22 protein-coding genes and 1 riboswitch are annotated in these 18,829 nt (G+C 32.2%); of the genes, 2 read left to right on the forward strand and 20 right to left on the reverse strand.

Annotation, left to right across the window (positions count from 1 at the left end):
• Positions 1-6: 6 nt before the first annotated feature.
• The 16 genes from metA to NYE73_RS13535 form a co-directional block, all read right to left on the reverse strand.
• On the reverse strand, positions 7-942 hold the full coding sequence (gene metA, locus NYE73_RS13460; RefSeq protein WP_259950235.1) for a homoserine O-acetyltransferase MetA: 936 nt from the start codon (positions 940-942) through the stop codon (positions 7-9).
• Positions 943-1,065: 123 nt separating this feature from the next.
• Positions 1,066-1,177: riboswitch (SAM riboswitch) on the reverse strand.
• A gap of 326 nt (positions 1,178-1,503) precedes the next feature.
• On the reverse strand, positions 1,504-2,013 hold the full coding sequence (locus NYE73_RS13465) for a hypothetical protein (protein WP_259950236.1): 510 nt from the start codon (positions 2,011-2,013) through the stop codon (positions 1,504-1,506).
• Positions 2,014-2,146: 133 nt separating this feature from the next.
• Positions 2,147-2,752 (reverse strand): hypothetical protein, encoded by a 606-nt coding sequence (locus NYE73_RS13470; protein WP_259950237.1) that lies wholly within the window; start codon positions 2,750-2,752, stop codon positions 2,147-2,149.
• A 13-nt stretch (positions 2,753-2,765) separates the two neighbouring features.
• Positions 2,766-3,101 (reverse strand): hypothetical protein, encoded by a 336-nt coding sequence (locus NYE73_RS13475; protein WP_259950239.1) that lies wholly within the window; start codon positions 3,099-3,101, stop codon positions 2,766-2,768.
• Between the two features lie 545 nt (positions 3,102-3,646).
• Positions 3,647-4,972 (reverse strand): phage portal protein, encoded by a 1,326-nt coding sequence (locus tag NYE73_RS13480; RefSeq protein ID WP_259950241.1) that lies wholly within the window; start codon positions 4,970-4,972, stop codon positions 3,647-3,649.
• 50 nt (positions 4,973-5,022) lie between these two features.
• Entirely contained in the window at positions 5,023-5,370 is a 348-nt protein-coding gene (locus NYE73_RS13485; protein WP_259950243.1) for a hypothetical protein, read from the reverse strand.
• 74 nt (positions 5,371-5,444) lie between these two features.
• On the reverse strand, positions 5,445-7,031 hold the full coding sequence (locus tag NYE73_RS13490) for a phage terminase large subunit family protein (RefSeq protein ID WP_259950245.1): 1,587 nt from the start codon (positions 7,029-7,031) through the stop codon (positions 5,445-5,447).
• Between the two features lies 1 nt (position 7,032).
• Positions 7,033-7,416 carry a hypothetical protein gene (locus tag NYE73_RS13495; protein ID WP_259950246.1) on the reverse strand — a complete coding sequence of 128 codons (384 nt, stop codon included), beginning with the start codon at positions 7,414-7,416 and terminating at the stop codon, positions 7,033-7,035.
• Between the two features lie 187 nt (positions 7,417-7,603).
• A complete protein-coding gene (locus tag NYE73_RS13500) occupies positions 7,604-8,974 on the reverse strand; it encodes a hypothetical protein (RefSeq protein WP_259950248.1) in 1,371 nt (456 codons plus the stop codon).
• A 388-nt stretch (positions 8,975-9,362) separates the two neighbouring features.
• Complete coding sequence (locus NYE73_RS13505; protein WP_259950250.1) at positions 9,363-9,554, reverse strand: DUF5659 domain-containing protein; 192 nt, start codon at positions 9,552-9,554, stop codon at positions 9,363-9,365.
• Between the two features lie 301 nt (positions 9,555-9,855).
• Positions 9,856-10,722 (reverse strand): DUF5309 domain-containing protein, encoded by an 867-nt coding sequence (locus NYE73_RS13510; RefSeq protein ID WP_259950251.1) that lies wholly within the window; start codon positions 10,720-10,722, stop codon positions 9,856-9,858.
• Positions 10,723-10,842: 120 nt separating this feature from the next.
• Positions 10,843-11,247, reverse strand: a complete 405-nt coding sequence (locus tag NYE73_RS13515) for a hypothetical protein (protein WP_259950252.1) — start codon at positions 11,245-11,247, stop codon at positions 10,843-10,845.
• A gap of 311 nt (positions 11,248-11,558) precedes the next feature.
• Positions 11,559-12,656 carry a hypothetical protein gene (locus tag NYE73_RS13520; RefSeq protein ID WP_259950253.1) on the reverse strand — a complete coding sequence of 366 codons (1,098 nt, stop codon included), beginning with the start codon at positions 12,654-12,656 and terminating at the stop codon, positions 11,559-11,561.
• Positions 12,657-13,443: 787 nt separating this feature from the next.
• Positions 13,444-13,743, reverse strand: coding sequence for a hypothetical protein (locus NYE73_RS13525; protein WP_259950255.1), 300 nt, complete (start codon positions 13,741-13,743; stop codon positions 13,444-13,446).
• Entirely contained in the window at positions 13,744-13,986 is a 243-nt protein-coding gene (locus tag NYE73_RS13530) for a hypothetical protein (RefSeq protein ID WP_259950256.1), read from the reverse strand.
• Between the two features lie 11 nt (positions 13,987-13,997).
• Positions 13,998-14,141: a hypothetical protein gene (locus NYE73_RS13535; RefSeq protein ID WP_259950257.1), complete on the reverse strand. Its 144-nt coding sequence runs from the start codon at positions 14,139-14,141 to the stop codon at positions 13,998-14,000.
• A 291-nt stretch (positions 14,142-14,432) separates the two neighbouring features.
• Here NYE73_RS13535 and NYE73_RS13540 point away from each other — a divergent pair, with 291 nt between their 5' ends.
• On the forward strand, positions 14,433-14,777 hold the full coding sequence (locus NYE73_RS13540) for a helix-turn-helix domain-containing protein (protein WP_259950258.1): 345 nt from the start codon (positions 14,433-14,435) through the stop codon (positions 14,775-14,777).
• Positions 14,778-14,980: 203 nt separating this feature from the next.
• Here NYE73_RS13540 and NYE73_RS13545 read toward each other — a convergent pair whose 3' ends face one another.
• The gene (locus NYE73_RS13545; RefSeq protein ID WP_259950259.1) at positions 14,981-15,205 is read right to left on the reverse strand and encodes a hypothetical protein; all 225 of its coding nucleotides are present in this window, start codon (positions 15,203-15,205) and stop codon (positions 14,981-14,983) included.
• Between the two features lie 700 nt (positions 15,206-15,905).
• Positions 15,906-16,817, reverse strand: a complete 912-nt coding sequence (locus NYE73_RS13550) for a tyrosine-type recombinase/integrase (protein WP_259950260.1) — start codon at positions 16,815-16,817, stop codon at positions 15,906-15,908.
• A 360-nt stretch (positions 16,818-17,177) separates the two neighbouring features.
• Here NYE73_RS13550 and NYE73_RS13555 point away from each other — a divergent pair, with 360 nt between their 5' ends.
• Positions 17,178-17,549, forward strand: coding sequence for a nucleotide excision repair endonuclease (locus tag NYE73_RS13555; protein ID WP_004227912.1), 372 nt, complete (start codon positions 17,178-17,180; stop codon positions 17,547-17,549).
• 54 nt (positions 17,550-17,603) lie between these two features.
• On the opposite strand, the gene NYE73_RS13560 is transcribed toward NYE73_RS13555, so the two are convergent.
• Together NYE73_RS13560 and NYE73_RS13565 are read right to left on the reverse strand one after the other, a co-directional pair.
• Positions 17,604-17,990, reverse strand: a complete 387-nt coding sequence (locus tag NYE73_RS13560) for a hypothetical protein (protein ID WP_112118567.1) — start codon at positions 17,988-17,990, stop codon at positions 17,604-17,606.
• A gap of 22 nt (positions 17,991-18,012) precedes the next feature.
• Positions 18,013-18,795, reverse strand: a complete 783-nt coding sequence (locus NYE73_RS13565) for a TrmB family transcriptional regulator (RefSeq protein ID WP_054550238.1) — start codon at positions 18,793-18,795, stop codon at positions 18,013-18,015.
• Positions 18,796-18,829: the final 34 nt, after the last annotated feature.

Below are 18,829 nucleotides of genomic sequence, written 5' to 3' on the forward strand. Positions count from 1 at the left end.
TATTAATTAAATATGATATTCGATTTCATCTACAAAATCCCATTCATATGGTGTTTCTTGGTAAACATAGTAGTTCAACCAGTTAGAGAATAATAGATGCGTATGGGCACGCCAAGTATTCATCGGCACTTGTGTCGGATCGTCATTCGGGAAGTAGTTTACAGGAACGGCGATATCTATGCCCTTCGCCACATCGCGACTGTATTCATCGGCTAGCGTTGTCGCATCATACTCTAGATGCCCCGTAATCATAATATTTTTATTATCTTTTGATTGTACAATAAATACCCCTGCATCCTCTGAATAGGATAATAATCGTAGTTCTGGATGATTGCGAACCTCGTCAATCGAAACAGATGTATAGCGTGAATGGGGCGCAGTAAATAAATCACTAAAGCCACGTACCAAATCTACAGTTAAATCTGTAATCACATGGGAATAGACGCCTGAGCATTTAGCAGAAAGCTCAACCTTCCCAATGCCATAATGATGATACAATGCAGCCTGTGCCCCCCAACATATATGTAGCACGGATGTCACATTCTTTTTAGACCAATCCATAATTTCTGAAATTTCCTGCCAATAGTTGACCTCTTCAAAAGCCATTTTTTCTACTGGCGCACCAGTTATAATCATACCATCATAGCGTCGGTGTCGAATCTGATTGAACGTTGTGTAGAAAAGCTGCAAATGGGATTTACTCACATTTTTAGACTCGTGTGTGGCTGTATTCAAAAAGGTAATATTCACTTGTAATGGTGTATTCCCCAATAAACGTAATAATTGGAGCTCTGTTTTTTCTTTTTCAGGCATTAAATTTAATATTAATATATTTAATGGACGGATTTGCTGTGTTTTCGCACGATCTTCTTCCATGACGAAGATTTTTTCCTCACGTAAATGTTCTCCAGCTGGTAAATTTTTCGGAATATTAATTGGCATCTTGCTTTCCCCTCTCTATAATCACTCTCTTTTAGCAAATCTTGCTTGCGTAGGATGCAACGAAATTAAAAAATCCTCCTCATTCCATACGAGATAGAATGAGAAGGATTTTTTTCACGTCCACTCTTATCTCTCAAAGGAAAAAATCCTTTGCTGGAATTAGCACCTTTCTAACGATTGTTAGAGGTTGCTGAAGCGTCATCGGGCCAAATCCCTCAGCTTCTCTTGATAAGATTATTTAATTATCTTGAATTGTAACATGAACTTGTTAGAATATCAATAATTCATAGAATATTTTGTGATTCACGCGCATGTTTCTTTGTCATTTGATGTACACTAAGCTTGCTATATGTGGTGTTTCTGCATTTAAAATTTATGGTAAACATGCCGTAATTATGAAATATTGTATGATTCTAACTAGTTTTAGTTTGGGAGTAATACATTTGCCTATTCGTTTATTCCACTTCTTATAAAATCTATGTAATCTTCATTATAACTCATACTTCTGAAAAAAAGAAGTGTATAACATTTACAAATAAAAAGAGGGGATAACCCCTCTAATTAATAGGCTCCTATTTTTTTGACTACTGCCATATTACCTTGACCACGTTCATATCCATTTGAAGGTATCTTTGCAATAATTCTCATATTAATATTCCCTTCCAGTAATGCCTGATATGCATTATCAAAGGAATCCCTGTGAAAATATAAGTACCATGAATCAGAATAATCTCCATCAACAGGTGTCAATTGACCACAAAAGAATTTTGCTTCATTAGTATAACCATAATTATAATAATCACATAACTCAACATTTCCATTCAAATAGAATTCTACATTTAAATTATTTGCTAAATTATATTGAACTTCTTTACCTGTTAACCTAACCATATTATCTTCAATAAATTTTTCTTCTTCACTTGGTTCAACGTATTCAGTAGCATACATCTTGCTAGGATCTTTTTCCTCTTGACTTGTTTTATCTACTTCTACAATTTCTTCTTTACCACATGCAGAAAACAATAAGACAGAACATAATATCGTAAATATCCATAATTTATTAAATTTCATAGTTACACCCCATATTATCTATTTTAGTTACATATTACCATAGTTGGATATAACACAGAATATCTTTCTTATGGGCGTGTGAAAATTTATATGGTAGTGTACAAAATAAACAGTTAGGGGTATCCGCTTCTTGTCAACGTTTTTCTAATCTAATTTTTATCAATCCTTTTTTACTGTAATCTACATTAACAATACGATACGTCACATTATATATTGTTACATCTGGATATGTACTTTCATCTAATTTAAAATTTGTTCGTGCTGCTGCATTGTCTCTAACAGTAATTTCATAAATTGGTTTGGCTAGATTAACCGCATCATTAGATGAGATTGAAAAATCTTTGTATTTTAAAATACATGGAATATAACCTTTTAATACTTCTTGTTCTTCGTATACTGGACGTCCTAAATGGTCATATCCAATTAATACTTTCTCTATTACAATCCACGGTACAGAATAATTGCAATACTCTAATGTAGCCTTATACTTTCCTCCACGCATCTCTAAAACGTCTGAAGTAACTAAGTAAATATTGTCACTATCCTCTTTAATCTTAGTATAGTCACCACTTTTGAATAATTCTAAGGAATGGATATGATAGCTACTGTTAGGGCTAAATGTAGAATTGCTAATAAATGCATTAATCGAAAATGGATTTTCCTCATAAAAGTTAAAATTATATGGAATTTGGATTGTCTTTATCGTATCTTGGATTAACTTATCATCAAAAATATTCATAATTTAAAACTCCTTAATTGTAAAATAGAAATGTATTGGAATTGTTATTAATTTTAATTTGTCTTATTTTATTATCCAGTTGATCTATACGCTTCATAATATTGTCGCTAAACTCACTGACCGTCATATCATCCAGTTTTATTGCCTTCATCATTGTAGGGTTATTAGCAAGCCCCTCTAATACTGATAGAGCCGTACTATAGATAGCCTTCAAGCTAGATGCATCTTCAACATCGTAGGTATCAGATGCCTGTAGTCCGTTCTCTGCAAGATATATAGATAACTGTGTATCATCTAACTCAATACCTTGTATGTCCATCTTTAATCGTTGTAAGTTTGTAATATTCATGCTCTCATCCTTTCAATTTTATTCACCTTTTTATACACTAATTTATACTGCATAAATGACGTACTTTTAAGGGAAATCGACAAACACGCTATAAACGTTGATATATCAACAACTGCCCATAACCTATCTTATGTAAACTAGAACTGATTTTTACACCACAAACCGTTGATAATACTGAGTTTATACAACTTCTTCACACATAATGTATTACGATAAAAGTTGAGTGTCAGAATTGTATAACAATGAATAAATATGAATCATATTATTCCCTTCTTAACATAATCTACAATTAAATAAAAAGGTTACGAAAAGTAAGTGATGTTTTTTTATTCAACTATATTTCAAGGTTAATCATTGTTTTTTATATTTAAGCGAGGACTGATGTGTACGTGTGCGTATTTTATATAACAGAGCGTGAGTTTTTTAGCATATTCACTATAAAGCAAATTCCCTTGTCACTACTACATTTTAACTCAACTCGTACACACCTATTTCCCACTTTTCTATACTACACTTCTAGATCAATATGTATTATTCATTTATAACTAAACTGTACCAACTGTATCATTACTATTATGTACATCATACTCAGTACCTTTTAACCTACTCATCTCACGTGATTTATCTGTGACATATGGCGATATTTCAACGATACTTTCTACACTAATAGCACCCATGTCAAATTGAGTTTTAAGGTTATCTAAAATTTCTTTATGATTACTTGGCATATCATACTGGAAGTTAAAATCTAAGGAAATCATCTCATCATCTGATACTGTAATACCTTTATATTTTAATAATCGCTGTACCTTTTCCCAACGTTGTGAGAAACCTTCTCTTAGGTACGTCTCGTTTACTCCTGCTTGTACATTTGCTAATGAAAACATCATACGGATTGATTCAGACGATAAGTTAGATACGTCACTCTTATTAAAAGCAACTGAGGGTGTAGCAGATACATCTAATAAATTCTGCATAAGTGTCTTATAAACTAAATCGAATGACTTACTATCTAATTGACCATTTACAAGCGAAAATGTACTACCATCATCCAATGTAAGTCCTGTACCAACGATTTCAGAGGGTATAGAGGTATTAGTAAGTTGTTGACCTGTTACGACGGCAATCGGATTAATAAATTTGTATATTGAGTCCGTATACTTACTAATTAAATCTTCTAAATTATTTAAGATACCAATATAATCATCTAAATCTGACCTACCAATGCGATCACTGAGTTCATTTACTGTTTTATAATGTACTGGTAAACCACTAAGAGATGGACGCTCCCCCAATTTGGTTAATGTCTTACCCCCTTCATTTGACCATTCCTGAACGCTTTCACCTGTATATAAGTTATAGTAAGTGATACCATCAAACGTATAATGTTCTATAAATGCAATCATCTCGTTATAGTTGTTATAGACAGGTATACCATTATCGGCACTAATCAACTTAGATTTAATTCGACCACTGTTATCTATGTATAAATACTCTGATACTTCACCAAATTTAAGTAATTGTGAAAGAATCTGCACGTTAATATCATCATACTTACCTAATTTATTCACCTTATTAAATTCTTTAACCATACTCTCATCACCAATTAGAGTAACCTTATTCTTTAATAAATACTGCGTCTTGAAATTCAGGATAGTCTTAGCAACTTGATTCACAATTCTACGTGGTTGAACATCCTCACCATTGTACTTAAAAGATTTGCGTTTCAGTATTTCATGCTTTCCATCCAAATAATCTCGAATACCTGATACGTTTAATATACGGCTCTGATTCTCATATGTAGTCGTTTCATCAATAAACCACGTACTCTTACCTTTATATTTTGCATTTATATATTGTTGTAAATTCATTCTCCTACTTCCTTTCTAAAAATAAAAAAACAGAGGAAGCCCCCTGTTAATTAAATATAATCAGTATAATCAGTCTTTTTATTTATATTAATTTTTATAATCTCTATATCTTTTAACACTAATCTATTATCTACTTTATCTATTTCTAATTCACCTGTTATCCAATCTATGGGAAAACTTGTAAAAATAAACGAGTTAGTTTCTTCAACTGATTGAACTTTATGGAAGGAAAAGTTTCTATCTTTTCTTTGTTTATCCTCCCTATAATTCACGGAGTAATCATAATCATCATTATATTGGAAATCCATCAATTTCTTTAACGATTCCAACCATTCTTTATCATTCATTAGCGTTAATCTTTTTTCCATATCCTTATGTTTTTGTAAATCACTACTCACAAATTACACATCCCTTCTATCCCAATAATAATTTAAAAAGGTAATACTTGTATATGACATAAATTTGCTTTTTTCTACACATACCATTTATTCGCTTTCATCCCTTGTATGGCTAATGCAGCAGCAATAACTAAATCATCATGATTCTTTTCTGTGTTACCTCGTTTGTTCCCTAACTTCCCATTATTCTCAACAAACATCTGCATTTGTTGTAATGTAGTCTTACATTCAATATTGATAAAGTTCTTCTCGAATTGTTCTTTAAAATCACTAATCATGATTGCTTTTGTTTTCTCTGTTGTCATGTAACCTAGTTGTAACTTTTTCTTACCACGTTCATCAAAAATCTTCTGCTTGTACATATTTTCATATCCACATTCTTTGCGTAGACGTTCAATAACTGGTAAACCATAACTATTTCTCTCAACAACTAAAAAAGCGTAGTTATACCAACGTCCCAAAACGTCAATCAACTCCGCAAATTCATATACTGGTATTTTATTTGATTCAAAAGTTAATACTTGCTGTCCATCATCATCAAAAACTACAATTGTAGATGAGTCATTATTTCCACCTGATCCAGATGCAGTATCCACTCCAAAGTAATATTTTTTCCCCACTTGTGGATAATCGAACAATGTAATACCCTTAGTAGCCCATTGTCGAATCGTCTCAGGTAAGTTTGAGCGTACTTCATTTTTATTAATTGGCTCTTTTGCATAGGATAATCGGTTTAATACCTTAGTTTGATTGAATACGCTATTACCTGTAGAAATAAATGACTCTAATGGATTGGAAGGATACTCCTGATAAAAGTCACTCTCTGATTCTAAATCTAACATCTTCCAACGTCTCCACGTCAATTGAGTTAATGTAGCACCTAACTTATGTAATGCTTGTTCTTCTTCATCTAAGTCGTTCCTAGTTAATTTCTTACCGTTATTACAAGCCTTATACCATTCAACTGATTCCATATAGTCATGAGCAAATTGTTTAGCATATAACTTGTGATAAAAAGGTACAAAATAAGCGATATACTTAGATTTATTCTTCATGGCTTGCATATACATGCGATAGAAATGATTACCTGTACCATTAGATGTTGTTTCAATTGTTAATTGACTCTCACTACCTTTTGCAAGTGATTGCTCTACAGATAATAGTTGCTTTTCTTGATTGCTATAAAAGGCAAATTCAGAAAGGTGAATATATGTATATGTTGATCCTCGACCTATATCTTTATTTCCTGCTGTGACTGATTTAATCTTAGAACCATTTGTAAATACTAATTCATCTCGATTATCACGTTTAACTTTAGGGAATAAATTAGGATACTTTTCTCTAGGTATAGCATCATTCATTTGTTTAAGTTTCTCGAATAATGCTGTAGCACTATCGCCTTTGTAAGAAACGATTAGGATATTCTCATTTGATTTAGTCAATGCTCTATACAATGCTCGACCTAATGTAAATGTACTAATTCCTGATTGTCGTGCCTTACCAACAATTATAAACCTGTTATGCTGCATTAATTCATCAATTTCTAACTGTGCATCGTTCAATTCAAATTTAACTACATCATTATTATTATCTGTTATGTATATGAAATTCTTCGCAAACAATGGGAAATTATCAAAAACCTTTTTAATTTTCTCATCCATATTACTCTAACTCCAAATCATCATATGTATTTGAAGTGGACTTGTTCACCTTGGTTGATTGTTTGTTATGTATTTGTACTTGCTTCTGTAAATCTAATAGCAATTTAATCGACTTTTCATCACCTGTTAAGGCTTTCTCCTTTACAATAGCGTAAATATCCTCTAAATCTTTACCTGCTTGTGACTCAATCATAATATTGACTAAATTGTGATATTCCTCTGTTTTCTCCCACTTCTTCATGTAAGATAAACTTTTACTTTTGATCTTATTGCATATTTCTTCTTCTGTTAATGGTACTTCTCTCAGGACACTTAAATTATGCTTCCACAAAAAATATTCTTTCTTCTTCCACGACACTGTATTTAATGCTTCATATATATTCATATTTTATTTCCTCCTTCAATTAAAAAAAGGTAATCCGATATTTTCGGACTACCCAATTTCGTTCTGCCACTCAGGCATAGCGGATAAGGTGAGTTTGCACCTGATAGTAATAATGTTACAGTCAGGTCTCTCCTCATACTACGACTAATGTTCGTATAAGGTCGTCACCATTTCAGTTACGACTGAATTAAAATGAACCAACCGCAATTGTCTGGCTCATCGGTTTACTAAATGCTAGTTTAATCATATCAACTGCATTAGCTAATTCTTTATTGTTATGTATAGTTTCTTTAGGTGTATCTTTTTCATATGTAAAATTATCAACCGGAATATATGTATATGGCTCAATAGTATCGTCAATTGTTAAAGGGGTCGGAACAATATTACGAGCCTTCTCCACTGTACTTTTCGGTACGCCCTCATCTTGCGTTTCCTTTTTGGAAATCGCTGTGCCCGACAGCATTAATTCCATTTCATCTAATTCTTGATAAAATCTATCGCTCATCTTAATACCTTTTTGATAACGATCATTGAGGATTAAATAAACTGCAAAATAGTCAGGACGTTTACTCTCGATTAACTGATTAAGCCGTTTATTATCTTCAATCACAATACTAAGCGTAGACAATAAGCTATATGATTTAAAGCTACTATATAAGTTTGCATATGCATTGATTGATTTAGATTCTAGCTTGTTCACCTTTTCAATTAAACGGCTGTAGTAAGCATTATAGAAATCCTCTGTTTCAATCTCATGAAAGATGTTAGTATTCAAAATTTCTACGGAATGTGAAACATAAACTAATTTCATCTTCATCTCATCATACAGCTGCTCTAATTCCTCGAACATTTCAGTATACTTTTCATTGTTGATTAAGTATTTATATACATAAGCTGATACGTCATATTTCTTTAAAATAACCGTTTTATTGAATGTGAATGTATCATATGTATTCTTATCAATCTCAACACTCTGATTGTCTAATTTAACGGCTGAATAGTGATTAGTTACCTTGATTAGATTCTCATGCTCAAGATATTTAAAAGCCTTATCAATCATACTACGATTATTATTCTTAATATAACGCTGAAATCCGTTATAAACATGTTCGCTATCCTCATCCATATATAAGTCATGAAATTGTATACGTATCATTTCTTTACTTATTTGTACAGGATTAAAAGCATTGCAATCAATAGACCATTCATAAGCCGATTTTACAGATGAATCATCCATTTCAACTAGACGATTAAATACGTGCTTACTGATTAAATAATCCCGATCATCGTAGCCATTAAATTTTCGATTATCTACTGTTTTATCTGCCTTCTCTTTTAATCCACGAATTAGGTAAAATGTTGGCTCACCTTTTTTCTTTCGTAGTTTCTCCCAACTTTCACAAATGGCATCAATTTTTTTAGTGAATGATTGATATGAACCATTATTTTTTAAGAATCCTTTTTCAATAAAGTGAGGATTATTCAATTCACTACCATTGAAACCATAGCTCATCGTTAATTTGATTAATTCTAATTCTGTTAGTTTAACTTCTTTCAATACGTTTTCCTCCAATATAAAATTTACCCCCGAATTGACTGTATATATAAATACTTATATACACTTAAATAGGGGGTATTTTTTTAGTTTATATTTTTTCCATTGTTACTTGTAATCAAGATCAAGGGATAGTCGTCCATTAGAGCAAAAACCACTCTAATTCCCTCCTTTCATCTTGTCAGCAAAAGACGCTGCCAATCTGATAATCTTTTTTCTTTTGCATACGAATAATACTGTTTTTATTTGACAACTGTCAGTGTAGCGAAACCTAAATTTTCGAAGTTGAATAAAAATAAAGTGCAATCAGGGGATTGGGAAAGGGGTGTGATTGCAAGCGGAATATTTTTTGTAAAAAAATGTGTAGCCTGTCTTTCACCCCTTTGCGATCTTATCCCTTTAAACTTTTATATTCAAAAATTGCTTGTGATAATTTATCTGTCTGCTCATATAAGCAAAATATTTGACCACTATTATCAAGTGTTCGTGCTTTGACAATATAGTGGAGACCTTTCAATTTTAAAAAGCAATATAACTGCTTGTTGTAGCAGTAAAAGTAAGGTTGTTTATAGTTGTTTTCCATATCTATTATTCTCCTACGTGTAGTTTTATCACTTAGTTATTGATTATGTAATTTCTGTATTGATCTTCTTTATTTGTGTTTAGTTTAAGTATGTTATTTTCATATCTGCTCAAGGCAGCAATACTAACACCGATATGATTTGATATATCTTTAAGTAATATTTTTTTCTTTCGTCTTAATAGATATAATTCATCCTTCGTCATTACATTTAGCACACCTTCCTTGTTAAATATTTGATAAAAAAGTAGAGTTAAAAGGCTCGTAATAATGTTACGAACCCTCTACCCTTGTTATGTATTAATTATTCTGTAACTGTTAATACAGCAACTGCTTTAGGACTACCTACTTTTAGAGTATACTCACCTACAACATGACCTTTTGTACTATCACCTGTTTTTGCTAATGGTGTAAACGTTACAGGACGTAGCGCTGCCATATTTACGTATGAGTCATTAAATAAAACAATTTTATTCGCTGGAATATCACGACTTAATACAACATTGACTACACCATAGTTTGTATTGATTGTTTCTACTAATAAGCCGAAATTAGTCTCTTTATGCTGATAGGAATATTTGTCCTTGTAGATACCGTCAATCGTTTCTTTTACATCTGCATTAACAAAAGCATAATATGTACCACCTGTTAATTTGTTATTCCATAAAGTACGCATACCATCTTTAATAAGCGCTTCTACGTCTGAATTAGATTTAGCATTAGTATTATCTGCCATCTCAATCAAACCGCTCATGTTTCTAATGAAGGGTGTTTTAGAACCATCCTTTTTAAGACCATTAATCAATACTGACTCTAGTTTCATTTTTAATTCTAATAGGCGGTCTGCAATCTCTTCATTAAATTTAGTTGATTGCATTGCTTCAGCACTTCCACTCACGCTTACAGCACGTTTGAAAATTTGTAGAATATTACTTAATTCACGTTTATCAGATTGTTGGAAAGTAACAGTATCAGCACCTTCTACAGCATCTGTTTCTCCGTCTGTAGCAAATGTTTTCTCTTTCCATGTATATACTGTGCTAAGTGCTTTCTCTACACCTTTTGATAATAGTAAAGATGAAAGAGGACAGTCTTGCACCCCCAATAATGCTAATTCCTTGCTTAGCGAAATACTTTCTGTTGCTGTAAATCCGTTTTGACTTGTGATCATAAATAAATTCCTACTTTCTGTTTTTATAGTTTTTTATGTATTTGATTTCCCAATTTTGGGGAGTGTTACTACTTTTAATGACAACAATTTTTGTGGTTAAGTTATGGACATTTTTGTCCGTTACTTACCGAAAAACTTTGATAGTTTAAATTTAATTGCTGAATTAACATCACCATCGTTAATAGCTTGCTCATAAGCTTGTTGTTTAGCTACCTCTTTAGGTTGGTATGCTTTTTCCATTAAAATTACATTAACTGCCTGTTCAATTGCTGTGACTTGTTCACCTACTGTCACATCTTGTTTAGCAAATACATCAAAAATTGACTTAAAAGGAGTTAAACCTTTATCCCTTAGCGCATTGTCAATTTGCAATGATCGTAGCTCTGCTTTCTGTTGTTCAAATTGCTCAAGTAAAGCCTGAGTATTATCTACTTGTGATTGTTCTGATTCTTCTGTAGATTGACTATCATTAGTAGTCTGATCTACTTGCTGCTCCTCTACTGTTACCTCTGTTTGTTCTTCCATTCTTACATTCTCCTTTACTTTAATTTTTTATATTAAAATTACACTAGCATCCATTTTTAGATACATAGCGTATTAATATAGACGTTTAAATATCAATCTAATAGTATTTGTCATCTAACTGTTAAACACCCTTAAATCAATTGCAATCAATTAACCTAGGTTAAATATTTGCTAATATGCTAAAAAAAAGTGAGAACAAGGCTATGTGGACAACCCTGCTCTCAACATAAGGAGAAAAAATTAGCTAATGACAACATAAAATATATCTCACTAATATATCAGTTTAATTACAACCTAAAATTAAACATCTTTTACATCTTGTATAACTTTTCAACAATTAAATTATTATGTGTGACATGTCTTGCAATATTACCTGCTGCTTTATATGTATCTTTTATGTATTGATTAAGTATGCGATTGACTATATTTACTACTCTATCCTTTTGACGGCTTGTAAAGGTAATTTTGTCACTGGTAAAACTAGCAACTACATCCTTAAATAAGTCATGCTCTTGTTTGCGTAAATTATCAAATATTACATCCATTACTGTGTACGATTTATCATTATGTTCGTTATAAAATTTATAATTTTCTTGTAAAAACTTATATGTATATTTAAAAAAGTCAAACTTATCAATATCACCGCAATGGATAATGTTGTTATAATTATGTATGTGATTTTCAATTATTGTTATGGTATTTGGTGACTTATGTGCTATCTGCGTTAATTTATAATCTATGTATTTTTCACGGATTCTTTTGTTTGCTGCCTTTAATAAATTATTTATGTTTTGTTGACTGCATCCTAATTTATCAGCTATTGCTTGTTCAGTAAATCCAGCCCTCTTTAAAGTGAATGGCACTAATTGAGGTTTTGAAAGAATTTCTTCATATCCACCAATCGCTTCAACAAATAAATCATATGAAGATTGGATATGCTCATCATTATATTTCCTTAATGCTACTTGATCGTATAGACTAGCATCTCCATTGTTATTTTCTTTGTATACAATATGTTCGGGAACATTTAACTTTTGCTTTTCCCGTTCTGCTTTAATTTGATTGTTTATTAGCCCGCTTAATGCTTTAAAAAACCAAACCTCAATTTGTCTATCTGTAAGGCTAAAATCAATTTCACGCTCATCAAAAATTTTCCATACAGCTACTAAAACATAAGAATCTAAATCTCTACGATGGATACCGCTATATAGCTTATTGATATAGTTATGTACCTTGTTCATTGACTTAATCTTAAATCTTAATTGAACAATTTTATCTGGCTCTTTGTCATAAGCATTCATCTCCTCTATAATTTTTGTGTCGTAAACGTGATATAGTACATCCTCCTTTTCCTCTTTCGTGCTTGCTTGTCTGTACGCTTGTAATGCTTCCTTTAAATTTTTAACCATTCAATTTCCTCCAATTATTTTCATTTTTTTACTTGACGGATATAAGGGCATATAATCTACATTATTTTACCGAAATCTATTTACACCCGTTTCTATCCATGCTATACTTGCTTCAGCAGCAAATCTTATACATATTAATCTATCTCTCAGCTCCTTTCGTTTTGGTGATATTTATAATTTATCACATCCTTGCCATTGAATGCAAGGTTATTTGTCGTTGTTTTTTTAATTTTCACTAGATGTTAGACTATCTACTATCATCTATTAAAAAAAGACTAATAGCTTAATTTATAGTGCGCCATATTAAAGGCAGGGGTTTTTGTCCACCACTACCACTTTGCTTTCCAATTTTAAAAACCAAAACAAAATCAACGTGTGGCTGAGAGCAACACTAGAAAACGATGGTTCAAATAACACCTAAGTCACTTAATACTTTAAAGCTAATTACCCATGATGGGTGTAATTGGAGGCAGAGTAAAAATTATGATAAATGGGAGGGTGAAATTAAGCCCTCCTTTTTTAATTTACATGTAGGTTCCTGAGTGGAACAACGAAATTGGGTAGTCCGAAAATATCGGATTACCTACAACTCAGAAATTATGTCTGAGTTAGCCCTACCACCTTTACATTGCATAAAGTAATGGATCGTGATACTATACTTACTATAAAGGGAAGGGACATAATGTCCCCTCCGACTTACTTTCGACGACTTTTCTTCTTGCGTTTCGCTGACGACTTAGAAGAAGGAAAAGTCATTCTGAACTATGACAATTTGTTATAGTTCTTTTTATTTACACGATTCTCCTATTAAACCTTTATCAATTGCCTCCTGCATCTCATCATCATTTAAAATTAAATTACCTCTATCGTCTAAAAACTCACGTTCTTCACCTGTCTCTGGATCGCATTGGGCAATCTTTGTGAAATAAGATTCCACAATTTCAATCGGATGTTTGCGTCCTGATCTGCTCTCTAAATTAGTGTGGTCTTTTAGAAAGTTGTTAAAGTAGACCATTAATTCAGCAGGATCAATATCGTTTGCAACAAATGCTAATTTCATTTCACAATAGTTTACTTTGTTTGACATTTAAATTTCTCCCTTTTTGTGCTTTATTTTTTTATGAATTGTACCGTAACGGTTGTAACTAAATACTTCATTATTTTTAAAGGTCACTACGATTGATTGAGTAGCTTTGTTTATAATCAAGTCAACAATACAGGTTAATCTGTATTCATCTCCACGATTATCAGAGATTGTCTGATGATATGCGTTGATTTGGATTAAAAATTTATATTGCAAGTCTGTTAACTGTGATAAGGCTTGAGACATTTAAACCTCCCTTAGATTGTAGTGATAATAATTATGATAGCTAGTATTTCTGTAAACAATAGTAAAAATTGAAGCCAATAGTCTGTTATAATGATCTCCTCATCAGGACAATCTAAATAATTAAAATATCGTATGATTGCGATTGCTATGTTCACGTTATCGCCTCCCTTATTGCTTAATAAGTTAAATAATTCACTAATTATATTGACAATAATTAAAACTAGTTTTAAAATAAAAGCATGACTAATAAGACTTTTAAAAAAGCCTATAAACCAACATTGACCGTTCCCCAACGTCAAGATGTTTATTAATCGGTTGTATTTTTTATTGTCTTTTTTTTAGTTATACAAATAGCTTACCTAAAGTATATTAAAACTAGTTTTAAAAGTCAATCGTAATTTTAAAAATATTTTTAACTAAACATGTAAACTAGAGGAGATAATTATATGACAGCATTTGATATATTAAAAAGACTTTGTGATGAACAAGGTATTTCAGTTAATACACTAGAAGAAAGAATTGAGTTGAGTAAAAACACACTTTATTCTTGGAAGAAGAATACTCCAAAAGGAAGTAATCTAATTAAAGTTGCTGACTATTTTAATGTTAGTACTGATTATTTACTAGGAAGAACTTCTAAAAAATATTTAGATGGATCTAATTATGCTGAGAACGATCTTGACAAAAAATTACATGAGATTTTTAACGGATTAAACAATCAGGAAAAAGAGTTTTTACTTTTAGCATTAAACAATACTCTAGAGTTGGCTAGAAGTTTAGCAAAGAAATAATCATATATGTAAATAGGCTTGATTAGAATATTATAAGCCTTATTTAATTGATTCCAATTGATTTAAGACGTTCTAATTAATCACTATACAATTTATCTAGTTACTATAAAACTCTTCTATATTTAATCCCTATGAATCTAATAACAATAAAAAGAGTCAACTCATAGATTGAATTAATCAATTCTATAAATCAACTCTTAGTTTTATTTACTCTCATCTTCTTTTAATCTTGGTAAAGAAAATGAAGTTACTTGTGCACGAGGAACAATTTCCATATCAGTAGTCACAAAACTATGGATATTAAATGTATCAGCCATTTTCCCTGATGCTCCGTGAATACTATATGCCTTAACCAAAGTTTGCACCTTACGTCCATCCGATAAACTTAAATCAATAATGTATAAATTTCGTTTTAAAAATCCTAACATTTCAATCACCCCCTCATTATTCATTATGCCAAACATATACTAATTCAACAAAATCTAACTGTAATTTATTTATATAATTCACCGTTTTAAATACGACCTCAAATCAATTAGAATTTATTAAATAACGTGCTTGACAATCGAAACCCCATTACACCAGAATGGCTGATGCTCTAGGAAATATTCGCAAAGTTGTTACCTACTATCTAAAAACTCAAATTAGAGTAATAGATAATAAGTAACTACCGATTACACCGTCATGTCGTGTCTGAGGTTTCTAATCGTCTTGTTCCGTAGCAGATTTTCATCTGTCACATTCGCATACAATTACAGTCCTGTATGTGCTATTTGCAATTAGATTAGCGTGAATGTGATTACCCATGCCGTAACATGCCTGTAATCCCCCTAGCCGTTAATAGTCGCTCTCACTATTTCGGACACACTCTGAACAAGAAAAGAGTTTTGCAGTATCCTAGACTTAATTATTGCATTGGCTAAGTCATAACCTGACCAGTTTTGTTTAACGTCCTGTTAGTGGGCAACCAAGACGTACTTCACTAAAAAGGCATTACTTAATAAGAGTTGCATCATCGAATTTTTTTCGATATAATGAACCCTAGTAATACACTATCGCTGCCAAGCATTTTAGTGTAGTAATATTTAGTTGAGGGAAGATGTTAGCGCATCCTCCCTTTTCTAATGCTTAAAAATCAAAATTATTTAACGGATTGTGCTTATCATTCTCCTTTTTCAAGTGACTGCCCCATAAATTTACATAACGTTGTGTCGTTACTATATTTTCATGGCGCATTAATTTCATTATGGTAAAACTGTTTACATTTGATTGGACAAGATTTCTACAAAAAGTGTGCCTAAAAGTATGAGGCGAAACTCTGGTATCCTTAAAATTCATCTTCTCTTTTAATTCACGGAACACATAATCAATCGTATTAATTGTGAATGCTTCATTTTTATTAGTAACAAATACATACTCACTTTCATTTTTTAAAAAATTAGATGAAAACATCTTGAATGCCAGTAGCTCTCTAGTCAATTTATCTGTTAAAAATACTGTTTCGTATTTTCTGCTTTTTCCATGTACTTGAAATGTTTGATTTGTAAAATCCACATCATCCCACTTCAACATAATCAATTCTTTTCTTCTAATCCCAGTACCAAGTAATACTAAAATAATTAGATAGTTGCGGTAACTACTATATGATTGATGTCTCTTTCGTTGAGAACGATAATACGCTAACATTTGATTAATTTGTTGATCCGTAAAAGTATCAATCTTCAAATCTACTTTTTGAGTTTTTATCTTCTTCGCAATATTTTCAGTGATATACCCCTCTTCAACACAATAGTTAAAGAACGCTTTACCACGTAAAATAATAGTGTTGATTGTATTGGGTTTCCTATTTTGTTTCTGTGCCATTATTAAATAATTCTTGAAATGACTTCTTGTTACGTCCTCAACATTAACTGCCCCTTCTTCAATGCAATAGTCAATGAAAGGTTTAATCATGTATTTATAACTTTTGATATTTGATTCAGTTGTATTATTAAATCGTCTATCAGCAATAAAATCATCGAACGCAAACTTTAAAAGCATAAAAAAATACACTCCTTTTCATCTAAATCAATAGACAATAAGAAGTGTATTATTGGTAACAAATATAATGTATTTTACTCCACATCTTAACAAGTGTGCTGAACCCATGTTATTATCGACATTTTAAAAGTTTTTATTGGGCTTCTCTTGATAAGATTATTTAATTATCTTGAATTGTAACATGAACTTGTTAGAATATCAATAATTCATAGAATATTTTGTGATTCACGCGCATGTTTCTTGGTCATTTGATGTACACTAAGCTTGCTATCTGTGGGGTTTCTACATTTAAAATTTATGGTAAACATGCCGTAATTATGTTACCATATACTTTTAGTAAGAGAGAGGAACGTGAATAGTTTGATTAAAATTGAATTTCCAAAACCAGATCTAGTAATCCGTCAACGTGAACAAGATTTAAAACCAGGTGATGTGCCAATCACACCTTACTTCGGTTTTATTGACTTCCATAAAATCACACGTGATAAAGGCGGCATTTTCTTATTCTATAATGACAAGAATGAGCTATTGTTTGTTGGGAAAGCACGTAAAATTCGTCAACGTATTAAAAAACATTTCGAGGATAATGTATCTCCGATGAAAAACCATCGTGATGAAGTGTTCAAAATTGAAGTCTATGAAGTAGAAGATCCAATGGAACGTGAAATTTACGAAACATATGCGATTAATACTTTCCGCTCTAAATATAACGTAGACAAAGTCTTTTATTAGACATCACGTAAAGAAACCGAAATCTCATTTCTAAAGGGATTTCGGTTTCTTTTATCACATAATGGTCATACGATCAATTGGCGTACTCTGACCGTTTATTCGCAAATCAATGGTATCCAGCTCAGGATTCTTGACGGTGACTTTAAAAACATAGGGTTGAGCCTCTTTCCTTTGCTCGCTGCCTTCTTCTAACTGGATAATAAGCCTATTTCCCTCAGCTGTAATACTTGCCAATACATTCCCTTTTGAATAATAAACAAGGTAATATGGAGCATCCTTTTCATGCAATAGTTGTATTCTGTCATTAGAAACGATATTTTTTTGGACATTATCTGGGACAACCGTTAGCTCATGAATCGTTGGTGGATCGGTAGGTGGTGTAGCATTACAGGCTCCTAGCATTAGTAGGCTTATTAAACCTAGCAACACGAATTTTTTCAAGTAACTCCCCTTCCTTATACGACTATTCTAAGAAAAAAGCTTTACGTTCCTTAGCAATCCAGTCTTCTAACTCCTGGTCATCACGTTTTACTAACCGATTGATGAGCACATCATGCCATATATAATCCTCTAACAAATAAATATGAACCGGATCATTGGTGATAAAGGCCGTCTCTTGGGTAGATGGAGAATGACCATAAATCATTTCCTGACCATCTATCGATAAGATAAACCAATGCGGTGTAGACGCTTTTTTTGTATAATGTGTGGCTCTATGCTGGTCAATTGAGGCGAGATGCTCTCCTACATACAACGTAATGCCATGAACAGGAACATGCAGCGCCACCTCTTGCAAATCTTCACGTAAGGCATCATACATATCTTCCCACATCGACAGCATCACTTTTTTCTTCGCCTTCTTTAGAAGTGACTGACAATAGTTGATAATGGATTCCTTTCCCTTCAGCATGACCACTTTAGGCTCAGCTTCCTGTACTTTTTCCTCTAATTTCTCTAATTTCCCGCTTATAGACGTAAAATTCGACTCCCAGCGCTGTTGCATTTGCTGTAAGAACACAGACACAGGCATTGCCGAATAGGTCGTTTGTTCTGCGGTCTCTTCTTTTAACACGATGCCCTTTTCTACAAGGATATTTAAAATATCATACACTCTTGCACGTGGTATGCCAGAATTTTTACTAACCTGATAGGCACTGACATGACTTTGCTGAACAAGTGCCGTATAGGCCTTTGCTTCATATTCTGTAAAACCCATTTCTTTCAGCTGGGTGATTAATTCCTCCATGTAATCCCTCCATTATCTTTATTATAGGCTACCA

The sequence above is a fragment of the Lysinibacillus sp. FSL K6-0102 genome (genome assembly GCF_038003545.1).
Classification (GTDB): Bacteria; Bacillota; Bacilli; order Bacillales_A; family Planococcaceae; genus Lysinibacillus; species Lysinibacillus capsici.